19 protein-coding genes are annotated in these 18,071 nt (G+C 64.7%); 10 read left to right on the forward strand and 9 right to left on the reverse strand.

The window, feature by feature from the left end:
- Window positions 1-48: 48 nt before the first annotated feature.
- Window positions 49-1,455, reverse strand: a complete 1,407-nt coding sequence (locus I6L39_RS01985) for a sigma-54 dependent transcriptional regulator (RefSeq protein ID WP_216990885.1) — start codon at window positions 1,453-1,455, stop codon at window positions 49-51.
- A 148-nt stretch (window positions 1,456-1,603) separates the two neighbouring features.
- Complete coding sequence (fkpA, locus tag I6L39_RS01990; RefSeq protein ID WP_209794663.1) at window positions 1,604-2,410, reverse strand: FKBP-type peptidyl-prolyl cis-trans isomerase; 807 nt, start codon at window positions 2,408-2,410, stop codon at window positions 1,604-1,606.
- 119 nt (window positions 2,411-2,529) lie between these two features.
- Here fkpA and I6L39_RS01995 point away from each other — a divergent pair, with 119 nt between their 5' ends.
- A complete protein-coding gene (locus I6L39_RS01995; protein ID WP_216990886.1) occupies window positions 2,530-3,498 on the forward strand; it encodes a WD40 repeat domain-containing protein in 969 nt (322 codons plus the stop codon).
- A gap of 14 nt (window positions 3,499-3,512) precedes the next feature.
- Window positions 3,513-3,728: a SlyX family protein gene (locus I6L39_RS02000; protein WP_042074954.1), complete on the forward strand. Its 216-nt coding sequence runs from the start codon at window positions 3,513-3,515 to the stop codon at window positions 3,726-3,728.
- Window positions 3,729-3,788: 60 nt separating this feature from the next.
- Here I6L39_RS02000 and slyD read toward each other — a convergent pair whose 3' ends face one another.
- Window positions 3,789-4,415 carry a peptidylprolyl isomerase gene (gene slyD, locus I6L39_RS02005; protein ID WP_216990887.1) on the reverse strand — a complete coding sequence of 209 codons (627 nt, stop codon included), beginning with the start codon at window positions 4,413-4,415 and terminating at the stop codon, window positions 3,789-3,791.
- Window positions 4,416-4,637: 222 nt separating this feature from the next.
- The gene (locus I6L39_RS02010; RefSeq protein ID WP_033130616.1) at window positions 4,638-4,844 is read right to left on the reverse strand and encodes a YheV family putative zinc ribbon protein; all 207 of its coding nucleotides are present in this window, start codon (window positions 4,842-4,844) and stop codon (window positions 4,638-4,640) included.
- A 39-nt stretch (window positions 4,845-4,883) separates the two neighbouring features.
- Between I6L39_RS02010 and I6L39_RS02015 the strand changes: the two genes are divergently transcribed.
- The 3 genes from I6L39_RS02015 (at window position 4,884) to I6L39_RS02025 (ending at window position 7,655) form a co-directional block, all read left to right on the forward strand.
- The gene (locus tag I6L39_RS02015) at window positions 4,884-5,570 is read left to right on the forward strand and encodes a hypothetical protein (protein WP_216990888.1); all 687 of its coding nucleotides are present in this window, start codon (window positions 4,884-4,886) and stop codon (window positions 5,568-5,570) included.
- A gap of 143 nt (window positions 5,571-5,713) precedes the next feature.
- The gene (locus tag I6L39_RS02020; protein WP_042074960.1) at window positions 5,714-6,613 is read left to right on the forward strand and encodes a chemotaxis protein CheV; all 900 of its coding nucleotides are present in this window, start codon (window positions 5,714-5,716) and stop codon (window positions 6,611-6,613) included.
- Window positions 6,614-6,671: 58 nt separating this feature from the next.
- A complete protein-coding gene (locus I6L39_RS02025) occupies window positions 6,672-7,655 on the forward strand; it encodes a hydrolase (RefSeq protein WP_216990889.1) in 984 nt (327 codons plus the stop codon).
- Here I6L39_RS02025 and I6L39_RS02030 read toward each other — a convergent pair.
- Window positions 7,637-8,788 (reverse strand): GGDEF domain-containing protein, encoded by a 1,152-nt coding sequence (locus I6L39_RS02030; protein ID WP_216990890.1) that lies wholly within the window; start codon window positions 8,786-8,788, stop codon window positions 7,637-7,639. The two genes, I6L39_RS02025 and I6L39_RS02030, sit on opposite strands and share 19 nt — an antisense overlap.
- A gap of 89 nt (window positions 8,789-8,877) precedes the next feature.
- Between I6L39_RS02030 and I6L39_RS02035 the strand changes: the two genes are divergently transcribed.
- The 3 genes from I6L39_RS02035 (at window position 8,878) to I6L39_RS02045 (ending at window position 10,788) form a co-directional block, all read left to right on the forward strand.
- Window positions 8,878-9,123 (forward strand): YheU family protein, encoded by a 246-nt coding sequence (locus I6L39_RS02035; RefSeq protein WP_042074967.1) that lies wholly within the window; start codon window positions 8,878-8,880, stop codon window positions 9,121-9,123.
- A 245-nt stretch (window positions 9,124-9,368) separates the two neighbouring features.
- The gene (locus tag I6L39_RS02040; RefSeq protein ID WP_043758373.1) at window positions 9,369-10,238 is read left to right on the forward strand and encodes a phosphoribulokinase; all 870 of its coding nucleotides are present in this window, start codon (window positions 9,369-9,371) and stop codon (window positions 10,236-10,238) included.
- Between the two features lie 16 nt (window positions 10,239-10,254).
- Window positions 10,255-10,788, forward strand: coding sequence for a DUF4136 domain-containing protein (locus I6L39_RS02045; RefSeq protein ID WP_216990891.1), 534 nt, complete (start codon window positions 10,255-10,257; stop codon window positions 10,786-10,788).
- Between the two features lie 69 nt (window positions 10,789-10,857).
- Here the strand turns inward: I6L39_RS02045 and I6L39_RS02050 are convergent, their stop codons facing one another.
- Complete coding sequence (locus I6L39_RS02050; RefSeq protein ID WP_042074972.1) at window positions 10,858-11,157, reverse strand: hypothetical protein; 300 nt, start codon at window positions 11,155-11,157, stop codon at window positions 10,858-10,860.
- A gap of 48 nt (window positions 11,158-11,205) precedes the next feature.
- The gene (locus I6L39_RS02055) at window positions 11,206-11,610 is read right to left on the reverse strand and encodes an OsmC family protein (protein ID WP_042074974.1); all 405 of its coding nucleotides are present in this window, start codon (window positions 11,608-11,610) and stop codon (window positions 11,206-11,208) included.
- A 372-nt stretch (window positions 11,611-11,982) separates the two neighbouring features.
- Here I6L39_RS02055 and crp point away from each other — a divergent pair, with 372 nt between their 5' ends.
- Both crp and I6L39_RS02065 read left to right on the forward strand, forming a co-directional pair.
- On the forward strand, window positions 11,983-12,621 hold the full coding sequence (gene crp / locus I6L39_RS02060; protein ID WP_010673237.1) for a cAMP-activated global transcriptional regulator CRP: 639 nt from the start codon (window positions 11,983-11,985) through the stop codon (window positions 12,619-12,621).
- A gap of 126 nt (window positions 12,622-12,747) precedes the next feature.
- A complete protein-coding gene (locus tag I6L39_RS02065) occupies window positions 12,748-13,548 on the forward strand; it encodes a putative RNA methyltransferase (RefSeq protein WP_216990892.1) in 801 nt (266 codons plus the stop codon).
- Between the two features lie 99 nt (window positions 13,549-13,647).
- Here I6L39_RS02065 and I6L39_RS02070 read toward each other — a convergent pair whose 3' ends face one another.
- Together I6L39_RS02070 and I6L39_RS02075 are read right to left on the reverse strand one after the other, a co-directional pair.
- The gene (locus I6L39_RS02070; protein ID WP_216991743.1) at window positions 13,648-16,020 is read right to left on the reverse strand and encodes a M66 family metalloprotease; all 2,373 of its coding nucleotides are present in this window, start codon (window positions 16,018-16,020) and stop codon (window positions 13,648-13,650) included.
- A gap of 152 nt (window positions 16,021-16,172) precedes the next feature.
- Window positions 16,173-17,945: an immunoglobulin-like domain-containing protein gene (locus tag I6L39_RS02075; protein WP_216990893.1), complete on the reverse strand. Its 1,773-nt coding sequence runs from the start codon at window positions 17,943-17,945 to the stop codon at window positions 16,173-16,175.
- Between the last annotated feature and the right edge of the window lie 126 nt (window positions 17,946-18,071).

Below are 18,071 nucleotides of genomic sequence, written 5' to 3' on the forward strand. Positions count from 1 at the left end.
TGGCCGCCCCGCACATCAGCATGTCTGCCCGGGGGCAGATATGACGGCTCAGGCCAGGCTCGCCTCTTCCCAGCTCTGCTTCTTGCGATAGATGGTGGAGGGACTGATCTCCAGCAGGGCCGCCGCCTTGGGGATGTTGCCATCACAACTGGCGATGGCCTGCTCGATGGCCTCCTTCTCCACCAGCCAGAGCGGGCGAACGGGAAGGCGGGCCTGCACGGGCACGACCGGGACGTCCGACGTCTCGGGCGCGGGGGCCGGCACCGCGAGCACGCGTCCGCCATTGAGCGGGGGCGGCAGTATCTCCGGGCTCACCAGCTCGCGGTCGTTGAGCACCACTATGTTGCGCACCACGTTCTGCAGCTCGCGCACGTTGCCTGGCCAGGGGTAATCGAGCAGCACCCGCACGGCGTCAGCATCGAAATCCTTGAAGCGCTTGTTCTCCTCCCTGGCATATCGCAGCAGGAGGTCGCGGGCCAGCAGCAGGATGTCTTCACCGCGCTCGCGCAGGGGTGGCAGGGGTAGCGGGATCACGTGCAGGCGATAATAGAGGTCCTCGCGAAAACGCCCCGCCTTCACCTCCACTAGGGGATCCCGGTTGGTAGCGCAGACGAAGCGCACGTCCACCGTCTCCAGCTTGCCGCTGCCGACCCGCTGCAGGGTGCCGGTCTGGATGAAGCGCAGCAGCTTGCTCTGCAGGTCGAGATCCATCTCGCAGATCTCGTCGAGGAAGAGGGTGCCACCGTCCGCCAGACTGGCCGCCCCCTTGCGATCCCCCTGGGCACCGGTAAAGGAACCCTTCACGTGGCCGAAGATCTCGCTCTCCATCAGATCGTGGGGAATGGCGGCGCAGTTCAGCGCGATGAAGGGCTGCTCACGACGCGGGCTGCACTGGTGGATGGCCTCGGCACACACCTCCTTGCCGGTGCCGCTCTCGCCGGTGATGAAGACGGTCGCCTTGCTTGGCGCCGCGCTCTCTATGATGCGGTAGACCGCCTGCATCGCCATGGAGGCGCCGATGAAGCCGGCAAAGGAGCTGCGCTCGAAGTTTTCCCTATACTGGGCCACCAGGGAGCTGAGCTGCTGGTGCTTGAGGGCATTGCGGGCCGTGGCACACAGCCGCTTGCCGTCGAACGGCTTGGTCAGGAAGTCGAAGGCGCCGAATCGCATCGCCTCCACCGCCACGTCCACCGAGCCGTGGGCGGTGATCACCACCACGGAGCAGGGCAGTTGCCGCTCGGTGATCTGCTGCAGAATGTCCATGCCGGACATGTCGGGCAGCTCCAGATCCAGCAGCACCACGGGAGGAGGGCTCGCCAGCAGCTGCGCCAGCGCCTGCTGGCCGCAATCGGCCAGCTGTACCTCATAGCCATCCTGGGCCAGGTACTGCTCATAGACGACGGCCAGACTGCGGGTATCTTCCACCAGCAGGACACGGGGTTTACTTTCAGCCACGAGATCCATCCTTGCGCTTGATTTTGTTATCTATTCTGGGGGCTAGCCGCCGCACACTCAAGACGGGCTCGCGGCTTTCTCCCACCGCCCTCGACGCCACACAAGCAAAAACGGCTCCCTGGGGAGCCGTTTTCATCGCATGGTCAGCTTATTTCTTGCTGTCGTCGCCATTGGCAGCGGGCTTCTCGATGGCCAGCAGCTCGACGTCGAATACCAGCACGGCGTTGGCCGGGATGGAGCCGGCACCGTGCTCGCCGTAGGCCAGCTTGGAGGGCAGGAAGAACTTGAACTTGGAACCGACGGGCATCAGCTGCACGCCTTCGGTCCAGCCCGGGATCACCTGGTTCAGCGGGAAGGTGGCCGGCTCGCCGCGATCGACGGAGCTGTCGAACTTGGTGCCATCGGTCAGGGTGCCGGTGTAGTGTACCTTGACGATGTCGGTGGCCTTCGGCTTGGCGCCGTCCCCCATCTTCTCCACCAGGTATTGCAGACCGGACTCGGTGCTCTTCACGCCCTCTTTCTTGGCGTTGGCTGCCAGGTACTCTTCGCCCTTCTTCAGGTTTTCCACGGCGTCCTTGTCGGCCTTGGCCTTGGTCAGCTCGTTGATCTTGGCGTCATATTCCTGCAGAACCTTCTGGATCTCCTCGTCGGTCATGCTGGCCTTCTTGCCCAGACCGTCGGTGACCCCCTGGAGGATCACGGTATTGTCCAGCTTGATGCCGAGCTCCTGCTGACGCTCCAGGGTATTGGCGATATAACGACCCATGGAGAGGCCGATCGCATAGCCGGATTGCTCTTCAAAGCTCTTGGCTTCTGCCTTGGGGGCCTCTGCCGGCTTGCTGGCTTCTGCCTTGACCTCTGCGGTATTCGCAGCAGGCTTCTCGTCTTTTTGGCAAGCAGTCAGACCGACGGCAACCGCCGCAGCCAACAGGGACACCTTCAGAAAATTGTTCATCAGTTTCTCCAAAACTCTAAATACCGCTCTCGGTTCCTTCGTGAAATGAGAGGTTTATCGTGATAAGCGCCTTATACTAACGCCGTGATCGCAGGTAACGAAAGCATGAGACAGGAAAAATGATCAAAAGTGCCATTTATCTCATCGGTATCTGCCTGATGCTGGCGGGATGCGAACAGGGCTCGCAGCCCGGTCGGCAGATCCGCCTCGCCGAGCAGGGTCTGCTGAGCGCGGATCTCGCGGGCTCCGGCAAGCTGGCCCTGGTCTCCAGCCTGGGTCAGGGCACTGTGGTGTGGGATCTGGACCAGGGCAAGGAGCGCTGGCGCTGGCGCCAGAGCGACGATCGGGAAGAGTTCGTCACCCTGACCCGCTTCTCCCCTGACGACAGCCACGCCATCACCGCCACCCAGGGCACCTTTGCCATCTGGCGCCTGCAGGATGGTCGCTCCCAGGGCTACTACTCCCTGCCCGAGTCCAGCCTGCGCGATGCGGCGCTCTCGGCGGATGGCCGCCAGGTGCTGATCGGCCGTGCCGACGGCAAGGCGGAGCTGGTGGACACCCAGACCGGCCGCCGGCTGCAGTTCCTCGGTCACACCGAGCAGGTCAATACCGTGGATCTCTCCGCCAACGGCCGCTACGCCCTCACCGGCGGCAACGACTACAGCGCCTATCTGTGGGATACCCGCAGCGGCCAGGTGCTGTGGCGCTTCCACCACGGCGGCCGGGTGGTGATGGCGAGGCTAGACCCCGGCGGGCGCTTCGCCTTCACCGCCGACAGCCGCCAGGCCAGCATCTGGGATCTGAAAACCGGCAAGGAACACAGCAGGCTGCGGTTCGACCACCGCTTCGAGGTCTACACCAGCGCGCGCTTTGCCAACGACGGCAACTGGCTCATCACAGGCGCCCCCTCCCGCCAGCTCTCCCTGTGGCGGGTGAGCGACGGCCACCAGCTGCAGAGCTGGCGGGTCTCGCCCCACCCCAGGGTGAAACCGCCGAGCGCTGTGGTCTACGGCGTGGCTTTGCGCGACAATGGCCACCTCGTCAGCGCCAGCTCCAGCGGCCTGGCCGAAATCTGGACTATCAAGTAAGGACCCAAAGGCCCATGAGTCAGCAACTAAACGATCGCCTCGAAACCCTGGAAAGCCGCCTCGCCTATGCCGAATACACGGTGGAGCAGCTCAACGACGAAGTCACCACCCAGGGCCGCGAGCTGGATCGGCTCAAGCACCAGATCCATCTGCTGGTGGAGAAGCTGCAGAGCGTGCAGCCGAGCCAGATTGCCAGCATGGCCGAAGAGACCCCGCCCCCGCACTACTGAGTGCGCAGCCATGAAAAAACCCGCACCAGGCGGGTTTTTTCATCATCGGTCAGGCCGAAATCAGTGGTGATGGCCCTTGCCACCGCAACCGCCGCCACCGCAGCAGCCGCCGTGACCATGGTCATCACCGTGGTCGTGACCGTGATCGTGGCCGTGACCACCACAGCAACCGCCGTGGCCATGGTCGTGATCGTGGTCATGACCATGGTCGTGACCGCAACCACCGGCACCGTGTACGTGGCCGTGGGCCAGCTCTTCGGCGGTGGCGGCACGCACGTCCTTGATCTCGACCTTGAAGCCCAGGGTCACGCCGGCCAGGGGATGGTTGCCATCCACCTTGACGAACTCCTCGGACACCTCGATGACGGTCACCGGACGGTGGCCATCGTCGGTCTCGGCCACAAAAGTATCCCCTTCAGACACTTCCATGCCATCGAACAACTCGCCGGGCACTTCCTGCACCAGGTTCTCGTCATACTCGCCATAGGCCTGGCTCGGCGTCAGGGTGACGTCGAATGCCTCGCCCACGCTGCGACCTTCCAGCTCGGCTTCGAGGCCGGAGACCAGGTAACGGGTGCCGTGCAGATACACCAGCGGCTCTTTACCGACTGTGGTGTCGATGACTTCACCGTGTTCGTCGGTGACCGTGTATTCCAGCGTAACCACGCTCAGGGGAGCTACTTTCATGTCAGGGATCCTGCGGATAGAAAAAAACGGGCCCAGAATACCTTAAAAAGGTGGCCAAGCATATGATCTGCCCCGCCCCGTCGTGCTGAAAAAGTCGGCAGTCCGGCACGGGTCTGATCTCACCCCGGCTATTCCCGAGAGGCCCTCACTCGCGGCGAGGCGCGCCAAACGCAAACCCTGCATCGTGCATGCCTTCGCTCAATACCCCCATCCGGCAGCCCGTCATTCGGGACGAAACACCCCGATGACCTGCTCCGCCTCGCGGGTCGCCTTGTCCACCTCGGCCTGGGTCTGCACCTGGGTATCCCCGCAGTCGACACAGGTCACCTTCTCGACTCCATGCTCCATATACAGCATCATGGTGTCCATCTTGCCGCACGCCGGGCACACTGCCCCGGCAATGAAGCGCTTTTTACGTCTGGTTTCCATTTTTGTTACCTCCGGGCAGCATCATATCAGGGTTTTTACATGCATCACGCCATCGAGTATCAGCATTTTTCCACTCCCAGCCTCCAGGTCGGCCCCCGCAAACGCTCCCCCATGGGCCAGTTGCTGCGCGTCACCCGGGGGGCGGCACTGCTGAGACTCGGCGCCCACGAGCTGCTGCTGACCGAGGGCAGCCACTTCTGGCTCTGCGCCGATGCCCTCGCCGCCCTGACGCCCCTTGCGGGTTGCCAATACGATCTGCTGGCCTGCTCCGTGCGGGTTGCGCAGCCGGCCCAGGCCGGCTGGTTGCAGGCGAGCCCGCTGATGGATGCCCTGCTGGACAACCTGGCCACCTGGTCACGCCCCCGCGACTGGCAGGGCCCCTTTGGCGAGCGCCTGCGCATTCTGGGGGACGAGCTGCAGGCATGCGTCCTGGCGCCGCAGCCGGACACCGCGCTGCAAACCGCCTGGCAGGCGCTGGCCAGCCAGCAACCGGGCAGCGATGCGGCCTGGCAGGCCCTGCTTGCCGAGCGCGGTCTCGGTGGGCCAGACGCCCAGGCCCTGCAGGAACAGTGGCGACTGCTGCAGGGGGTTCGCCTGCGTCGAAGCGGCAGCACGCCGGCCCAGGTGGTGGCCAGGCTGGGCTACCGGGATAACGCGGCGCTGGCCGAGGCCTCCCTGCGGTGGCTGGGTCACGCCCTCGACGCCGAGCCCTCGCCCTCCCGCTGAGCCGGACGACAAAATAAAAGATGGTGAAAGGGATCCAGTTTTGCGGCGTGCGGTCGCTAACAACGAAGGAGTCATCCTTGTCACCATCCTCTATGCTGAACACCAGATTGACCGTCACCGACTAGATCAACAGGACATCCGCCATGACGAGCAAGGCCAACCAATCCCAGGGCATGTTGCTGTTCCACCTCTCTGCCAGACAATCCTTCGCCATCGGCACCCTCAAGGTGAAGGAGATAGTGCCCTACACCCAGCTCACCGCACTGCCTCAGTCGCATCCGACCGTGCTCGGGGCCGCCAGCATGCGGGGCACCACCATCCCCGTGATCGACATGGCCATGGCGGTGGGCTATCGCCCCATCAGCAGGGAGGAGATGCCCCACTGCTTCATCATCATCACGGATTGCCGCCGCACCCTGGTGGGTTTCCTGGTGCGGGGCATCGACAAGATCACCGAGTGCAACTGGCGTGACATCGAGCCGCCGCCCCCCTCCCTCGGGCAGAACGTGTTCGTCACCGGCGTGACCCGGGTGGGGGAGCAGCTGATCCAGCTGCTGGACGTGGAGCTCATCCTGTCGCGGGTCTATCCGGACGATCCCAGCCACCTCTACCCCGTGCTGACCGACGTGCAGCGCGAGCGGCTCAAGCCGATGCGGATTCTGCTGGTGGACGACTCCTCCGTCGCCCGCCGCCAGCTGATGGCGGCGCTGGATTACATCAACATTCCCTACGAGGTCTGCACCAACGGCCGCGACGCCCTCGCCCTGATGCAGGCCAGGGCGACCCAGGGCAAGCGGATCGACATCCTGGTGAGCGACATCGAGATGCCGGGGCTGGACGGGTACGAGCTGGCCTTCGAGGTGCAGAGCGACCCCAGGCTGGCGGAGGCCTACATCATCCTGCACACCTCCCTCTCCAGCGAGATCAGCGTGGAGCGGGCCCACCAGGTCGGGGCCCACGAGGCGCTCACCAAGTTTGAAGCCAACGAGCTGATCCAGGCCATGCTGCGCGGTGCCGAGCACCACGATCACCTGCCGGCCTGATGTTGCGGCGGGCCTTGGCTCGCCGCCTCTATCTATTCCCGTCGTTCCGAGTCATCCCATGCTGACAGAAAGCCACTTCCACGCCCCCTGGTGGGCCCGCAATGCCCACCTGCAGACCATCTTGCCCAAGTGGCTGCGCCGCTCGTCGGCCCGCTTCATTCAGGAGCGCTTCGAGCTGGCAGATGGCGACTTCGTCGATCTCGCCTGGAGCGGCGACGTCAGCCAGGGCCCGGGGCCGCTGATCGTGCTGTTTCACGGGCTGGAGGGGAGCATTCACTCCCACTATGCCAAGGGGCTGTTCGCCCATCTGCAACGGCAGGGGCAGGAGGCGGTGCTGATGCATTTTCGGGGGTGCAGCGGCGAGCCGAACCGGTTGCTGCGGGCCTACCACTCCGGCGCCATCGAGGATGCAGAGGCGGTGATCGCCGAGCTGGGTCGGCGCTTCCCCGGCAAGCCGCTCATCGCCATCGGTTATTCCCTGGGGGGCAACATGCTGGTCAACCTGCTGGCGCGCGCCTGCCCGGCCGAACTGAAGGCCGCAGTGGTGATCTCGGCCCCGCTGCAACTGGCAAGCTGTGCCGATCGGGTCAATCAGGGGTTCTCACGGGTCTATCAGCGCTATCTGCTGCGCACCATGCGGGCCAATCTGCAGAGCAAGATCCGGCATCTGGCCACCGCCCGGGCCCGCTGGCAACCGGCGCAGATCGCGCGCATCGCCACCCTGCGGGAGTTCGACGAGCAGGTGACGGCACCACTTCACGGCTTCGCCAGCGCCGATCACTACTATCAGACCTGCTCCGGTCTGGGTCTGCTGGCCCGCATTCCCATCCCGACCCTGGTCATCCACGCCGCCGACGATCCCTTCATGACTGGCGCCGTCATCCCGGGGCCAGAGCAGCTCTCCCCCCAGGTGCGCTACGAGCTGAGTCGACGGGGCGGCCACGTGGGCTTCCTGCACGGCTCCCCCTGGCGGCCCCGATTCTGGCTGGATGAGCGCATCAGCCTGTGGCTGCAGGAGCAGACTCAGGGCGCGATGCGATAACCGTTGCGCCCCTCCTCCTTGGCACGATAGAGGGCGCCGTCGACCCGCTCGAGCAGCATGACGAGGCTCTCCCCCGGACGCCACTGGGCTATGCCCTGGCTCAGGGTGAGGTAGGGCGACACGTCGGAGTCCTCGTGGGGCAGCGCCCGGGCCGCCAGGGTGGCACGAATGCGCTCCGCCACCTCCTGGCCACCGGCCAGCGTCGTCTCCTGCAGCAGCACCACGAACTCCTCCCCGCCGTAGCGGGCCACCAGATCGCCGGGCTCGCGCACGCTCTCCTCCAGGCACTCGGCCACCAGGATCAGGCACGCATCCCCCGCCTGATGGCCGTAGCGATCGTTGTAGCGCTTGAAGAAGTCCACATCGAGCAGGATCACCGTGAGCGGCAGTTCCAGGGTCGTGCCCTGCGCGATGGCGCGCTTGCATACCTGATCGAAGTGCCGACGGTTGGCCAGGCCGGTCAGGGGATCCCGGTGAGCCATGGCATTCATCTTGTGCGCCAGCATCAGGTTGTCATACTCCCTCGACACGGCCAGCTCGAACCAGCCGTTGAGCATGCGCCGCCCGGTTTCCAGCACGACCAGCAGCATGCAGACCACTATGATGTTGACCAGCACAAAGGGCTCAGGGCTCCACGAGGCCCTCAGCAGCAGAAACAGCAAAGGGGCGAACACCAGCGCGTAAAACAGCCGCACGTCGCAATAGGCCGCGATCAGGCCGGTCAGCAGCAGCAGGCTGACCATGTTGAAGATGAAGCTGAAGCCTCCCTTCAGATCGACGATAGAGATGGTGTAGCCCGCCAGAGCCCAGGCCAGGCCCCAGCCGAGGGCGCAGGCCCACAGGGAGATCTGCCAGAGGACGTGGGGCTGGTGGGCGAGCCAGCGCCAACCGAGCGGAAACAGCAGGCAGACGCCGGCCATGGCGAGGAGCTGCCACTCGTAGGACCAGGGCAGGCGGTCCACGAGCACCAGGTGCGCCTCCTGGTAGATGTGGAAGCGGGTCAGCAGGAACAGGATGGCGATCAGGTTGATGGCCCAGAACCAGCGCAGTCCGGCGCAGAGGGCGTGGCGGCGGGCATCGAACAGGTGCTGTTCGAACTGACCCGAGGGGCGGCGGGCTTCAGAAGGAGACATACCACCCCTCGCCCGGTCCGTGACAAACCCCTTGCGCTGGCCGGCGAGACACCGACAATATCCGCACTCCACTGACTGAAGATGAAACCATGATTATCCCCTGGCAAGAACTGGATCCCGACACCCTCACCAACCTGCTCGAGCACTTTGTCCTGCAAGAGGGCACCGAGTATGGCGAGCAGGATGTCAGCCTGGCCGACAAGGTCGAAGAGGTCCGGCAACAATTACAACAAGGCAGCGCCGTGCTCGTTTACAGCGAGTTGCACGAGAGCGTCAATGTCGTGCACAAGACTCATTTAAGCAAGGCGTCGACTGACGACTTCCAGCAAGAATGACACAGGATGGGGGACCCGGGCTGAAGAATCTTCATCCGTTTTTCCCTGTTCCTCTGGCCATCCGGCGTTCGGCCGGGGCGCGGCGCCCGCCGGGAAGGCCGCCCGTGGGCCGCCTTCTCCCCGGTGCGAGGCACACTGTGCGCCAGGCTGGCAGAGCCGGCCGGAGGATAGTGCGGCAAGACGGCGCACTTGACCGCACTTTGGGCCAGCCCTTATAACGGAACTCCCAAGGAAGAGAGAATTCTATGTCGGCCAAGCATCCCATCATCGCGGTCACCGGTTCATCCGGTGCCGGCACCTCCACCTCCACCAACGCCTTTCGCTCCATGTTCCACCAGCTCGGGTACAAGGCGGCCGTGGTCGAGGGGGACAGTTTCCACCGCTATACCAGGCCCGAGATGGATGTCGCCATCCGCAAGGCCCGGGAGCAGGGACGGCACATCAGCTACTTCGGCCCCGAGGCCAACGACTTCGGGCTGCTGGAGTCCTTCTTCCAGGAGTACGGCCAGAGCGGCACCGGCCAGTACCGGCGCTACCTGCACAGCTTCGACGAGGCGGTGCCCTTCAACCAGATGCCGGGCACCTTCACCCCCTGGCAGGATCTGCCGGGCGAGACGGACCTGCTGTTCTACGAGGGGCTCCATGGGGGCGTGGTCACCGACGAGCACAACGTGGCGCGGCACGTGGACTTTCTCATCGGCGTGGTGCCCATCGTCAACCTGGAGTGGATCCAGAAGCTCATTCGCGACACCTCGGAGCGCGGCCACTCCCGGGAGGCGGTGACCGACTCCATCGTCCGCTCCATGGACGACTACATCAACTTCATCACGCCCCAGTTCTCCCGCACCCACATCAACTTCCAGCGGGTGCCGACCGTCGACACCTCCAACCCCTTCAGCGCCAAGGTGATACCCAGCCTGGACGAGAGTATGCTGGTGATACGGTTTCGGGGCATCAAGCAGGTGGACTTTCCCTACCTGCTGTCGATGATAGACGGCGCCTTCATGTCCAGGATGAACACCATAGTCGTGCCGGGCGGCAAGATGGGTTTCGCGATGGAGCTGATCCTGCGCCCCCTGATCCAGCAACTGATCGAAACGGGCAAGATCACCTGAGCCAAGGAGCTTATCGATGCGCGGTGCACTTCTCTCATTCACACTGGCTGCCCTGCTGGGCGGCTGCAGCACGGGCCCCGCGGCCCCCACCGTCGAAACGGGCACCATGGTGGTGCGTCCGGCAGACAACTGGCCCTATGGGGCGACGCCACGCTATGCACTCGCCGAGCAGTTCCAGTATGCGGGCAACAGCGCCGCGCCCTGGCTGGAGCCGGTACAGCAGGCCGTGACCCGGGAACTCGACGGCAAGGGCTGGCGCAGCGTGCCCCTGGATGACGCCGACGTCTGGGTCGCCATCGGGGTGGCGGGCAGCCAGGACATGAGCGACGGGGAGGTCTTTTCCCGCCTCGGCATGACCCCGGGTCTGAATGCCGCCGCCGATGCTCGCAAGGGCACCCTGGCCATACTGCTGCTCGACAGACGCACCCAGCAGACGGTGTGGAGCAGCGCCATCCAGCTCGCCAGCGACGTGCCCGTCGCCGAGGAGGCCCGCGGCCAGCTCAGCCAGCAGCTCGCCGCCCAGCTGCTGGGCGCCCTGCCCGCCCGATAAACCCGCCCCAGAACAAAACGGCCTGCTTCAAGCAGGCCGTTTTGCATACACGCCGTGACGGCATGAGGATCATTTCAGCTCGCAGGTGAGCTGGGTCACGCCACTCTTGACCAGGGTGGCCTGCTTGTCCTGTTGGGAGAAGGTGGTCACCCCGTCGGAATAGCTGGCGATCTCTTTGGGCGACTCGATGCGCCCCAGCTTGTGATACACGCCGGCATAAGGGAACTGCACCATGTCGGCCTGGGCATCATAGGTGATCCCCAGCAACTCTTCCCCGCACTGATACTGGCTGTATTGATACTGGGTCGGCTGCGGCGCACTGCAGGCGGCAAGCCCGAACAGGGGAAGCAACATCATCATTTTTTTCATCGCACTTTCCTTATGTCATGGCGTTATCGACGGGACAAACTACGACTGTCAAGCTTCAAGAATTTGATAACTATGGGTAATTTCTACCGCTTTTTCCAACATCAGGGAAACGGAACAATATTTCTCCATGGACAGGTCCACCGCACGGGCCACCTGCTTCTCGGCCAGACCCTTGCCGGTCACGACGAACTTGAGGTGGATCTTCTGGAATACCCGGGGCACGGAGTCGGCGCGCTCCCCTTCCAGCTCCACATGGCAGGCGGTCACGGTCTGACGGGCCTTCTCCAGGATGGAGACCACGTCGATGGAGCTGCACCCGCCAACCGCCAGCAGGATCATCTCCATCGGGCTGGCACCTTCCCCCGGGTTGGCGCCGTCCAGGGTCACCTGATGACCGGACTCGCTCTCTCCCACAAACTTCATGCCTTCGACCCAGCTGACCTTGGCTTTCATCTCTCACTTCCTCTCAATGACAACGGTTCTGACGCCCATAGCATACCTCAAGCAGGGGTCGAGTGGCACATGACTCGTCATCCTGCATCGTCGCGGGATCCCGACCCGCCCGTGCCGTCCCGGCCGTACCTTGCGAAACTGCCGCAGACCCGGGGGGAAATAGATCGAAATCAACATCCGACCCCCTCTTCTTGCCTAGAATGCCCCGGACGACGCAGCAGATGGCGGCTCACCGGTGGACGGCAAAACCCCAAAGCCTTGTCAGCACAGGCAAAGGCTCTTATTCTACTGCGACCAAAGAGTAAGGAATGGCAAGCTTGGCAACTTGCCTGGACGCACAGTCCATAAAAATGACACTACAGAGGAAGTCTCATGATCATTGGCAAACCGCAAAGCGATCCCACCCTCGAGTGGTTCTTGTCGCATTGCCACATTCATAAGTATCCCGCCAAGAGCACCCTGATCCACGCCGGTGAAAAAGCGGAAACCCTCTACTACATCGTCAAGGGCACCGTCGCCGTCCTGATCAAGGATGACGAAGGCAAGGAGATGATCCTCTCCTACCTGAATCAGGGGGATTTCCTGGGCGAGATGGGGATGTTCGAAGAGAACGAGAATCCGGAGCGTTCCGCCTGGGTACGTGCCAAAGGCGCCTGTGAAGTCGCCGAGATCTCCTACAAGAAGTTCCGCCAGCTGATCCAGGTCAACCCGGACATCCTGATGCGCCTCTCCGGTCAAATGGCCAAGCGCCTGCAGCACACCAGCCAGAAGGTCGGCAACCTCGCCTTCCTGGACGTGACCGGCCGCATTGCCCAGACCCTGCTCAACCTGGCCAAACAGCCGGATGCCATGACCCACCCGGATGGCATGCAGATCAAGATCACCCGCCAGGAGATCGGCCAGATCGTCGGCTGCTCCCGTGAAACCGTCGGCCGCATCCTCAAGATGCTGGAAGAGCAGGAGCTCATCTCCGCCCACGGCAAGACCATAGTGGTGTTTGGTACCCGCTGATCGGGTTCCCCGACGGCGCCCGCACAGCGCCGTTGGATAAAAAGGCTGCCACGGCAGCCTTTTCTGATCCTCTCCCCTATAATCCCGAACGCCCCCGCCGACATGGCCTTCGCCAAGAGAACACCTATGCACCTTCAATGCCCCCTTTGCCGCAGCCCCCTCCAGTTGCATGACGCCTCCAAGGGCCGCTACTGCGCCAACAAGCACCACTTCGATCCCGCTCCTGAAGGCTATCTGGACCTGATCCCCGGCACCAAGAACCCCAAGGACAGCGACAGCCGGGCCCTGCTGCGCGCCAGGCGCCGCTTCCTGGAGCAGGGCCACCAGCTGCCCCTGGTGGAGGCCATGGTCGAGCTGCTTGCGCCACTCGGGGAGCATGAGCTGATCCATCTGGGCTGTGGCGAGGGCTACTACTGCCGCGCCCTGGCCGAGCGCCTCCCTGGCTGGCAATTCGCCGGGTTCGACATCGCCAAGAACGCCATCTTCGCCGCCAACAAGGCGCAGCCTGAGGCTCAGTTCGTCATCGCCGATCCGGCGCGCGCCCCGCTGCAACCGGGCAAGGCCCAGGTGTTGCTGGTCAACGACCTCAAGGTCAAGACAGAGCAGCTGGTCAACTGGCTGGCGCCGGGCGGCTACCTGCTCCATGTGCAGCCGGGCCCTCGCCACCAGTGGCAATTGCGCGTCAGCCTGAACCCGGTGAGCATGGAGCACCCCCTGAGCTGGCCGAGCCTCGCCGGGCTCACCCCGGTTGCCCGGCAGCGCAGCCAGTTCAGCACGGCGCTGGATCAAGGTTTGCGCGAACACATTCTGGAGACCAGCCGCCTCGGCTGGCGCGCCAGCGGCGAGCAGCGCCACGCCTTCACCCATCAGGGGCCTGACGCGCTCGAGCAGGATCTGCTGCTGAGCCTGTGGCAGAAGCCGCTCTGAGCGCGCCATTCCGGATGAAAAAAAGGCCCGTATGGGCCTTTTGTTTGGCATTTTTGTCTGTATGGGCCGGGCTCACCCCTGGTCTGACGGGGAGGCCTCCTACTCGAGCGGACGCCCGTTGACGGTGAAGGAGAGAGCCGCCCCCGGCGCCGGGACGGGCCTCTGATCCAGGGTACGGGCGGCACAGATCACGGCGGCGCTCCGTGGTTCGCTGGCCGTGGGCACGTTGACATGGAACTTGTTCATCACGCCGGCATTGAGCCGGTGATTGGCGAGCCGGAAGTGCAGCAAGCCATCCCGGGTCTCCACCTGCAGCTGGCAATCCCCCGTCCCGATCCCCTCGCCGTCATCCCCATAGCCGAAACCGTAAGCGCCGTGCAGGGCCGGATAGAGGTAGCTCGGCAACAGCCCGCGAGGATCGTAATAGCCCACCAGGGTCGTCACCGGCACCCCGAATGCCTGCGGCTTGCGCGCCACCCGAGTATCCACCACAGGCCCTTCGTGCCAGCGGCTGCCGTCCGAGATGTAGCTCTTCTTGAAGCCACGGGAGACGGTGATCTGCTGGCCGTTGATGAAGAGGATGCTGTTGTAGCCGGCACTGTGCTCCACGGTCAGGATGCGCCCCGCATTCCCGGCTCCGGCAGCCGGCGCCTGGATGTTGCGCGTCCAGTTGCCGTCCCACATGGCTACCTTGACCAGGTCATACTCCGCCAGCAGGGCCGCCAGCCTGGCTTCACTCAGGTCATTGACCGGGGCGCTGATCTGCTCCAGCCGCTCGACCCTGTGCTGGTAGGGCACCATGGTGGCGGTGGCGGCATCCCACTTGCGAAATCCGGTCGGGGAAGCGGCATCGAACACCGCCTTGCTCTCGAGGAAACGCTGGATGATGGCGGCCGAGTTCGGGGTGTAGAGGGTGAAGCGGTTGAAGCCGGAGAAGGGCGCGCCGCCCGCCATGGCATCGAAACCGAACGCGTGGCCCTCGAACGGTGCTTGGCACTGACCGTCGAGACAGGCGCTCTGGCCGGTGCGGGCGGGGCCGAAGTTGGGAATGAAGCGATTGCGATCCCCGTCCCAGCCCCAGGTCGAGTTGACCGCCTCGGCGCTACGGTGCACCGAGCCGGTGAAACCGCCGACATAGTGCCCCAGGCCATAGTTGTGGCCCACCTCGTGGCTGAACTCGTTGCCGAGGGAGCTGTCGAGGGTGACGATGCCGCCGCCCCCCGAGCCCCCGTGCACCTGGATGCCGTTGGCGTACTTGCCCCGGCTGTTGTGGGCCGCCAGCTGGGCCACCACATAGGGATGGCTGCTCTCCCCCTCGCCGGCCGTGCTGTTGATGCCGTAGTTCGCGTTGTCGATGCCGTGGGAGATCAGCTCCTTGCCGATGCGCTGGCGCATGGTGCCCTCGTGCCAGCCGCCCTGGCTGGGATCGAAGTCGGTGAGCAGGGTGCCGTTTGGCAGCATCACCTCCGGCAGCGACAGGGGGGCGTACTGGCTGACGATGAGCCGGCTGGTCGGCACCGTCTGGAAATATTCACGGTGGGCCTCGGGATCCCTGGCGAAGGCAAACTGATCCCGGGGAGTGGTCAGCATGCCGATGTCGATGGTGTGGATGAGCAGCTCGCTCGGGGCGCCGACCTGCAGATCCATCAGCTCGCCGCTGAGCCCGCCCTGGCTGAGTTGCAGCGCCAGGCCAGGCCGGATCCAGTCCGCCGGCAGCACGGCACTCCAGGCATCGGCCGCGTAGCGGATGCCGTTGTTCTCCAGCTCCCCGTCACGGATCCACTGGCCGGCCACGAATTTGAACTGCAGGCTCTGGCCGCGGGAGAGGGTCACCTGGCGGCCACTGTAATAAATGGTCGAGTTGTAACCGGCGTTGGAGGCCAGCCGCACCATCTTGCCCGCCAGCTCGGCCCCGACCGGCAGATGAATATCCCGCACCCAGCGGCCATCCGCGGTCTGGATGGTGACCAGGGCGTGGGGCTGCAACTTGCTCTGCAGGAAGGCTCCGGCGGGGTCGCTGAGTCTGGCCAGCTCGCTGCTGCTGTCGATGAGGCCACTGGTGCCCGGCCCCGGGGTGAAGTCGACCCCCTCCTCCGGCGAACCCTCGAGGTAATAGGCCGTCTTCGGCAACTGTCCGGGGGGGTTGAGGGTGAGCGTCCCGAGCGTCTGCCCGGCGCCATCTCGCGCCGTCACCGTCATCGGCACGCCGGCTTCGGCTTGCAGGGGCCTGACCAGCAACAGGCTCTTGCGCAGGGCGGTCAGCCTGGGCTGGTTGTCTCCCTCGGCGACATGGGCCGGCAGGATCTGGCTCTGGGCGAATTGCACCTGCGCCGCCAGGGAGCCTTGCAGTTCGTTTACCGGTGGCTGGGTATTGAAGGGCAAGGACGCGGGAGCCTGGACGGCGGCCAACAGGGGGCCACTCGCCAGGGCGGTCAGGATCAGGCTGGCTAGCTGTGTTTTTTTCATTGTTATGGTTCTCATTGTGGCGGGCATGTCCACATGCCCTGTTGTGGTAAGCCTGATGAAGCGGGTGGCAACGCCTCGGCCTTGCCCCCCTCTTCGGAGGTGAGTCGCGGTGCCGGGGAGGAAAGGTCCATCCAGAACCTGTCATCGCCCCATGACGCTCATCGGTTCTGGTCAGGGGCCCCGTCTTCGCTCACTCCGGGATCCCCCGCGGCGATTCGGCGGCTCAGGGTCTGGTGGATCACCCGCCATTGGGGGGCGAAGAAGATCCCCTCCTGACGACCGACATACATGAGGTTGGCGGCGCCATTGGGATCGGTGTCCTTGGCGTGCCACAGCCCCAGGTTGTGGCCCAGCTCGTGGGCCAGGGTCAGGGACTGGCCCAGCTCGGTGGCGTTGCCGGGACAGGCGGCGCGATAACCGGCGCGGGGAGGCGCGTCGTCCGGCCCCATGCCCATGGACGACCCTGCCCCGGCCCCGCCACATGCCCGCGCCGGATCCTTGTATCTGCGGATCACATAGAGGTTGGAGAAGACCTGCCCCTGGTTCGGGATCCAGCCCTCGGAGAAGGGGGCCTCCTGTTCGGAGCGATCCCCTTCGTACGAGTCGCCGTCACCGTCCCTGTCCCACTCGTGTACCAGCACGCCGTTGTCGACCCAGCTGAGCCGGATGTTGTAGGGAGCGTAGCGGCGGCCGATGTCGCGCTGGATCAGGGCACCGTCATCCCAGAGGTGGGTCTGGGTCTCTCCGGGGAAGGCGATGTAGCTGTAGGAAAGCCTCACCACCTTGGGCGCCGTGACGACGAGGCGCACCAGATCGACCGGTTCGCCGTTGGCCAGGATCGCCAGGTTGGTCTCCCCCTCCTGCAGCCCGCTCAGCACCAGCCTGTCCTCTTCCTCTCCCGGCTGGATCTGGAGCGTCGCCAGTGCCGGATCCGCGATGGCGTAGCTCAACACCCTGGCCTCGGCCCCCGGCAGTTTGCGGATGTGGAGCACCTCCTCGCCCCCCGCGCTGCTCAGCAGCTTCTCCTTGAGCGGGCGGCTCAAACCCGGGTCGAACGCGAGCCGGTTGGCGGGATCGGCCAGCACCTGGGCATAGGGATAGAGCGCCTGCTCCTGCACTCCCTCGGCACCGAGCCAGAACTGCCCCGCCTCGTTGCGCTTGAAGCCCTGCTGGCCGGTACCGGCCAGATAGCGCAGGGTGACGTGGTAATCCCGTCCCGCCAGCACCGGGATGGGGGCGCTGGGGGTGAAGGTGGTCCCGCTGCTGAAGGCCAGGGGCCCGTCATAGAGCGCCTCGCCGCTGTCGGGATCGGTGAGGCGCAGCGCAAACTGGCGGTTGCTGCCACCCCAGACCCCCTCCTTCACCTGGAAGGTCCGGATGGACAGCCGATCCCCCAGCAGCGGCAGGTTCGAACCCGGGATCCACAGGGTACGGCTCAGCTCGCCCCCCACCGCCATGAGGAGGCTATTGTTGATGACGGGCCCCTCGTCCCAGAGCGCCCCCAGGGCAAGCTGGTTGACGGGATGCTCCCGCTCCGGGTCATAGACGGTGACCAGCAGCGAGAAGGTGGTAGTGGTGCTCCCCCATCCCTTGAAGCCATCCACCGCGGGCAGGCCATCGTCCTTGACCTGATACTGGACCACATAGTTGCCAGGCACCTGGGTATTGACCCCGCTCTTCTGGCTGATGCGGGCACTGAGATCCCCATTCTCGGCGTCCCGGGCGATCAGCCGCGGGGCGAAGGTCGCCCCCAAGGGCAGCTGCTGGGCGAAATGGTTGACCAGCCCCTCCTGGCTGTAGATCTGGGGGGCGCTGTTGTCCTTGCGAAACGCGCCCGTCGTGCTGCTCTGCTGCGCCATCGCGAGCGGTGCCAGCAGCGCACAGCCGAGCAGGGGGGCGCCCGCCCGCAACAGGGGGTGTTGATTCTTCATGGGATATGTCCTTCATAGGGAATGAGTGCTCGGACACTCTGGTTGCAATGGCAGGGGCGGATGGCCCCTGCCGGTACAGCGTCGGCGGGAAGAATGGGGCCCAGGCCCCATTCCCGTTGCGATGGC

The sequence above is a fragment of the Aeromonas sp. FDAARGOS 1409 genome (assembly GCF_019048705.1).
Lineage (GTDB): Bacteria > Pseudomonadota > Gammaproteobacteria > Enterobacterales > Aeromonadaceae > Aeromonas > Aeromonas sanarellii.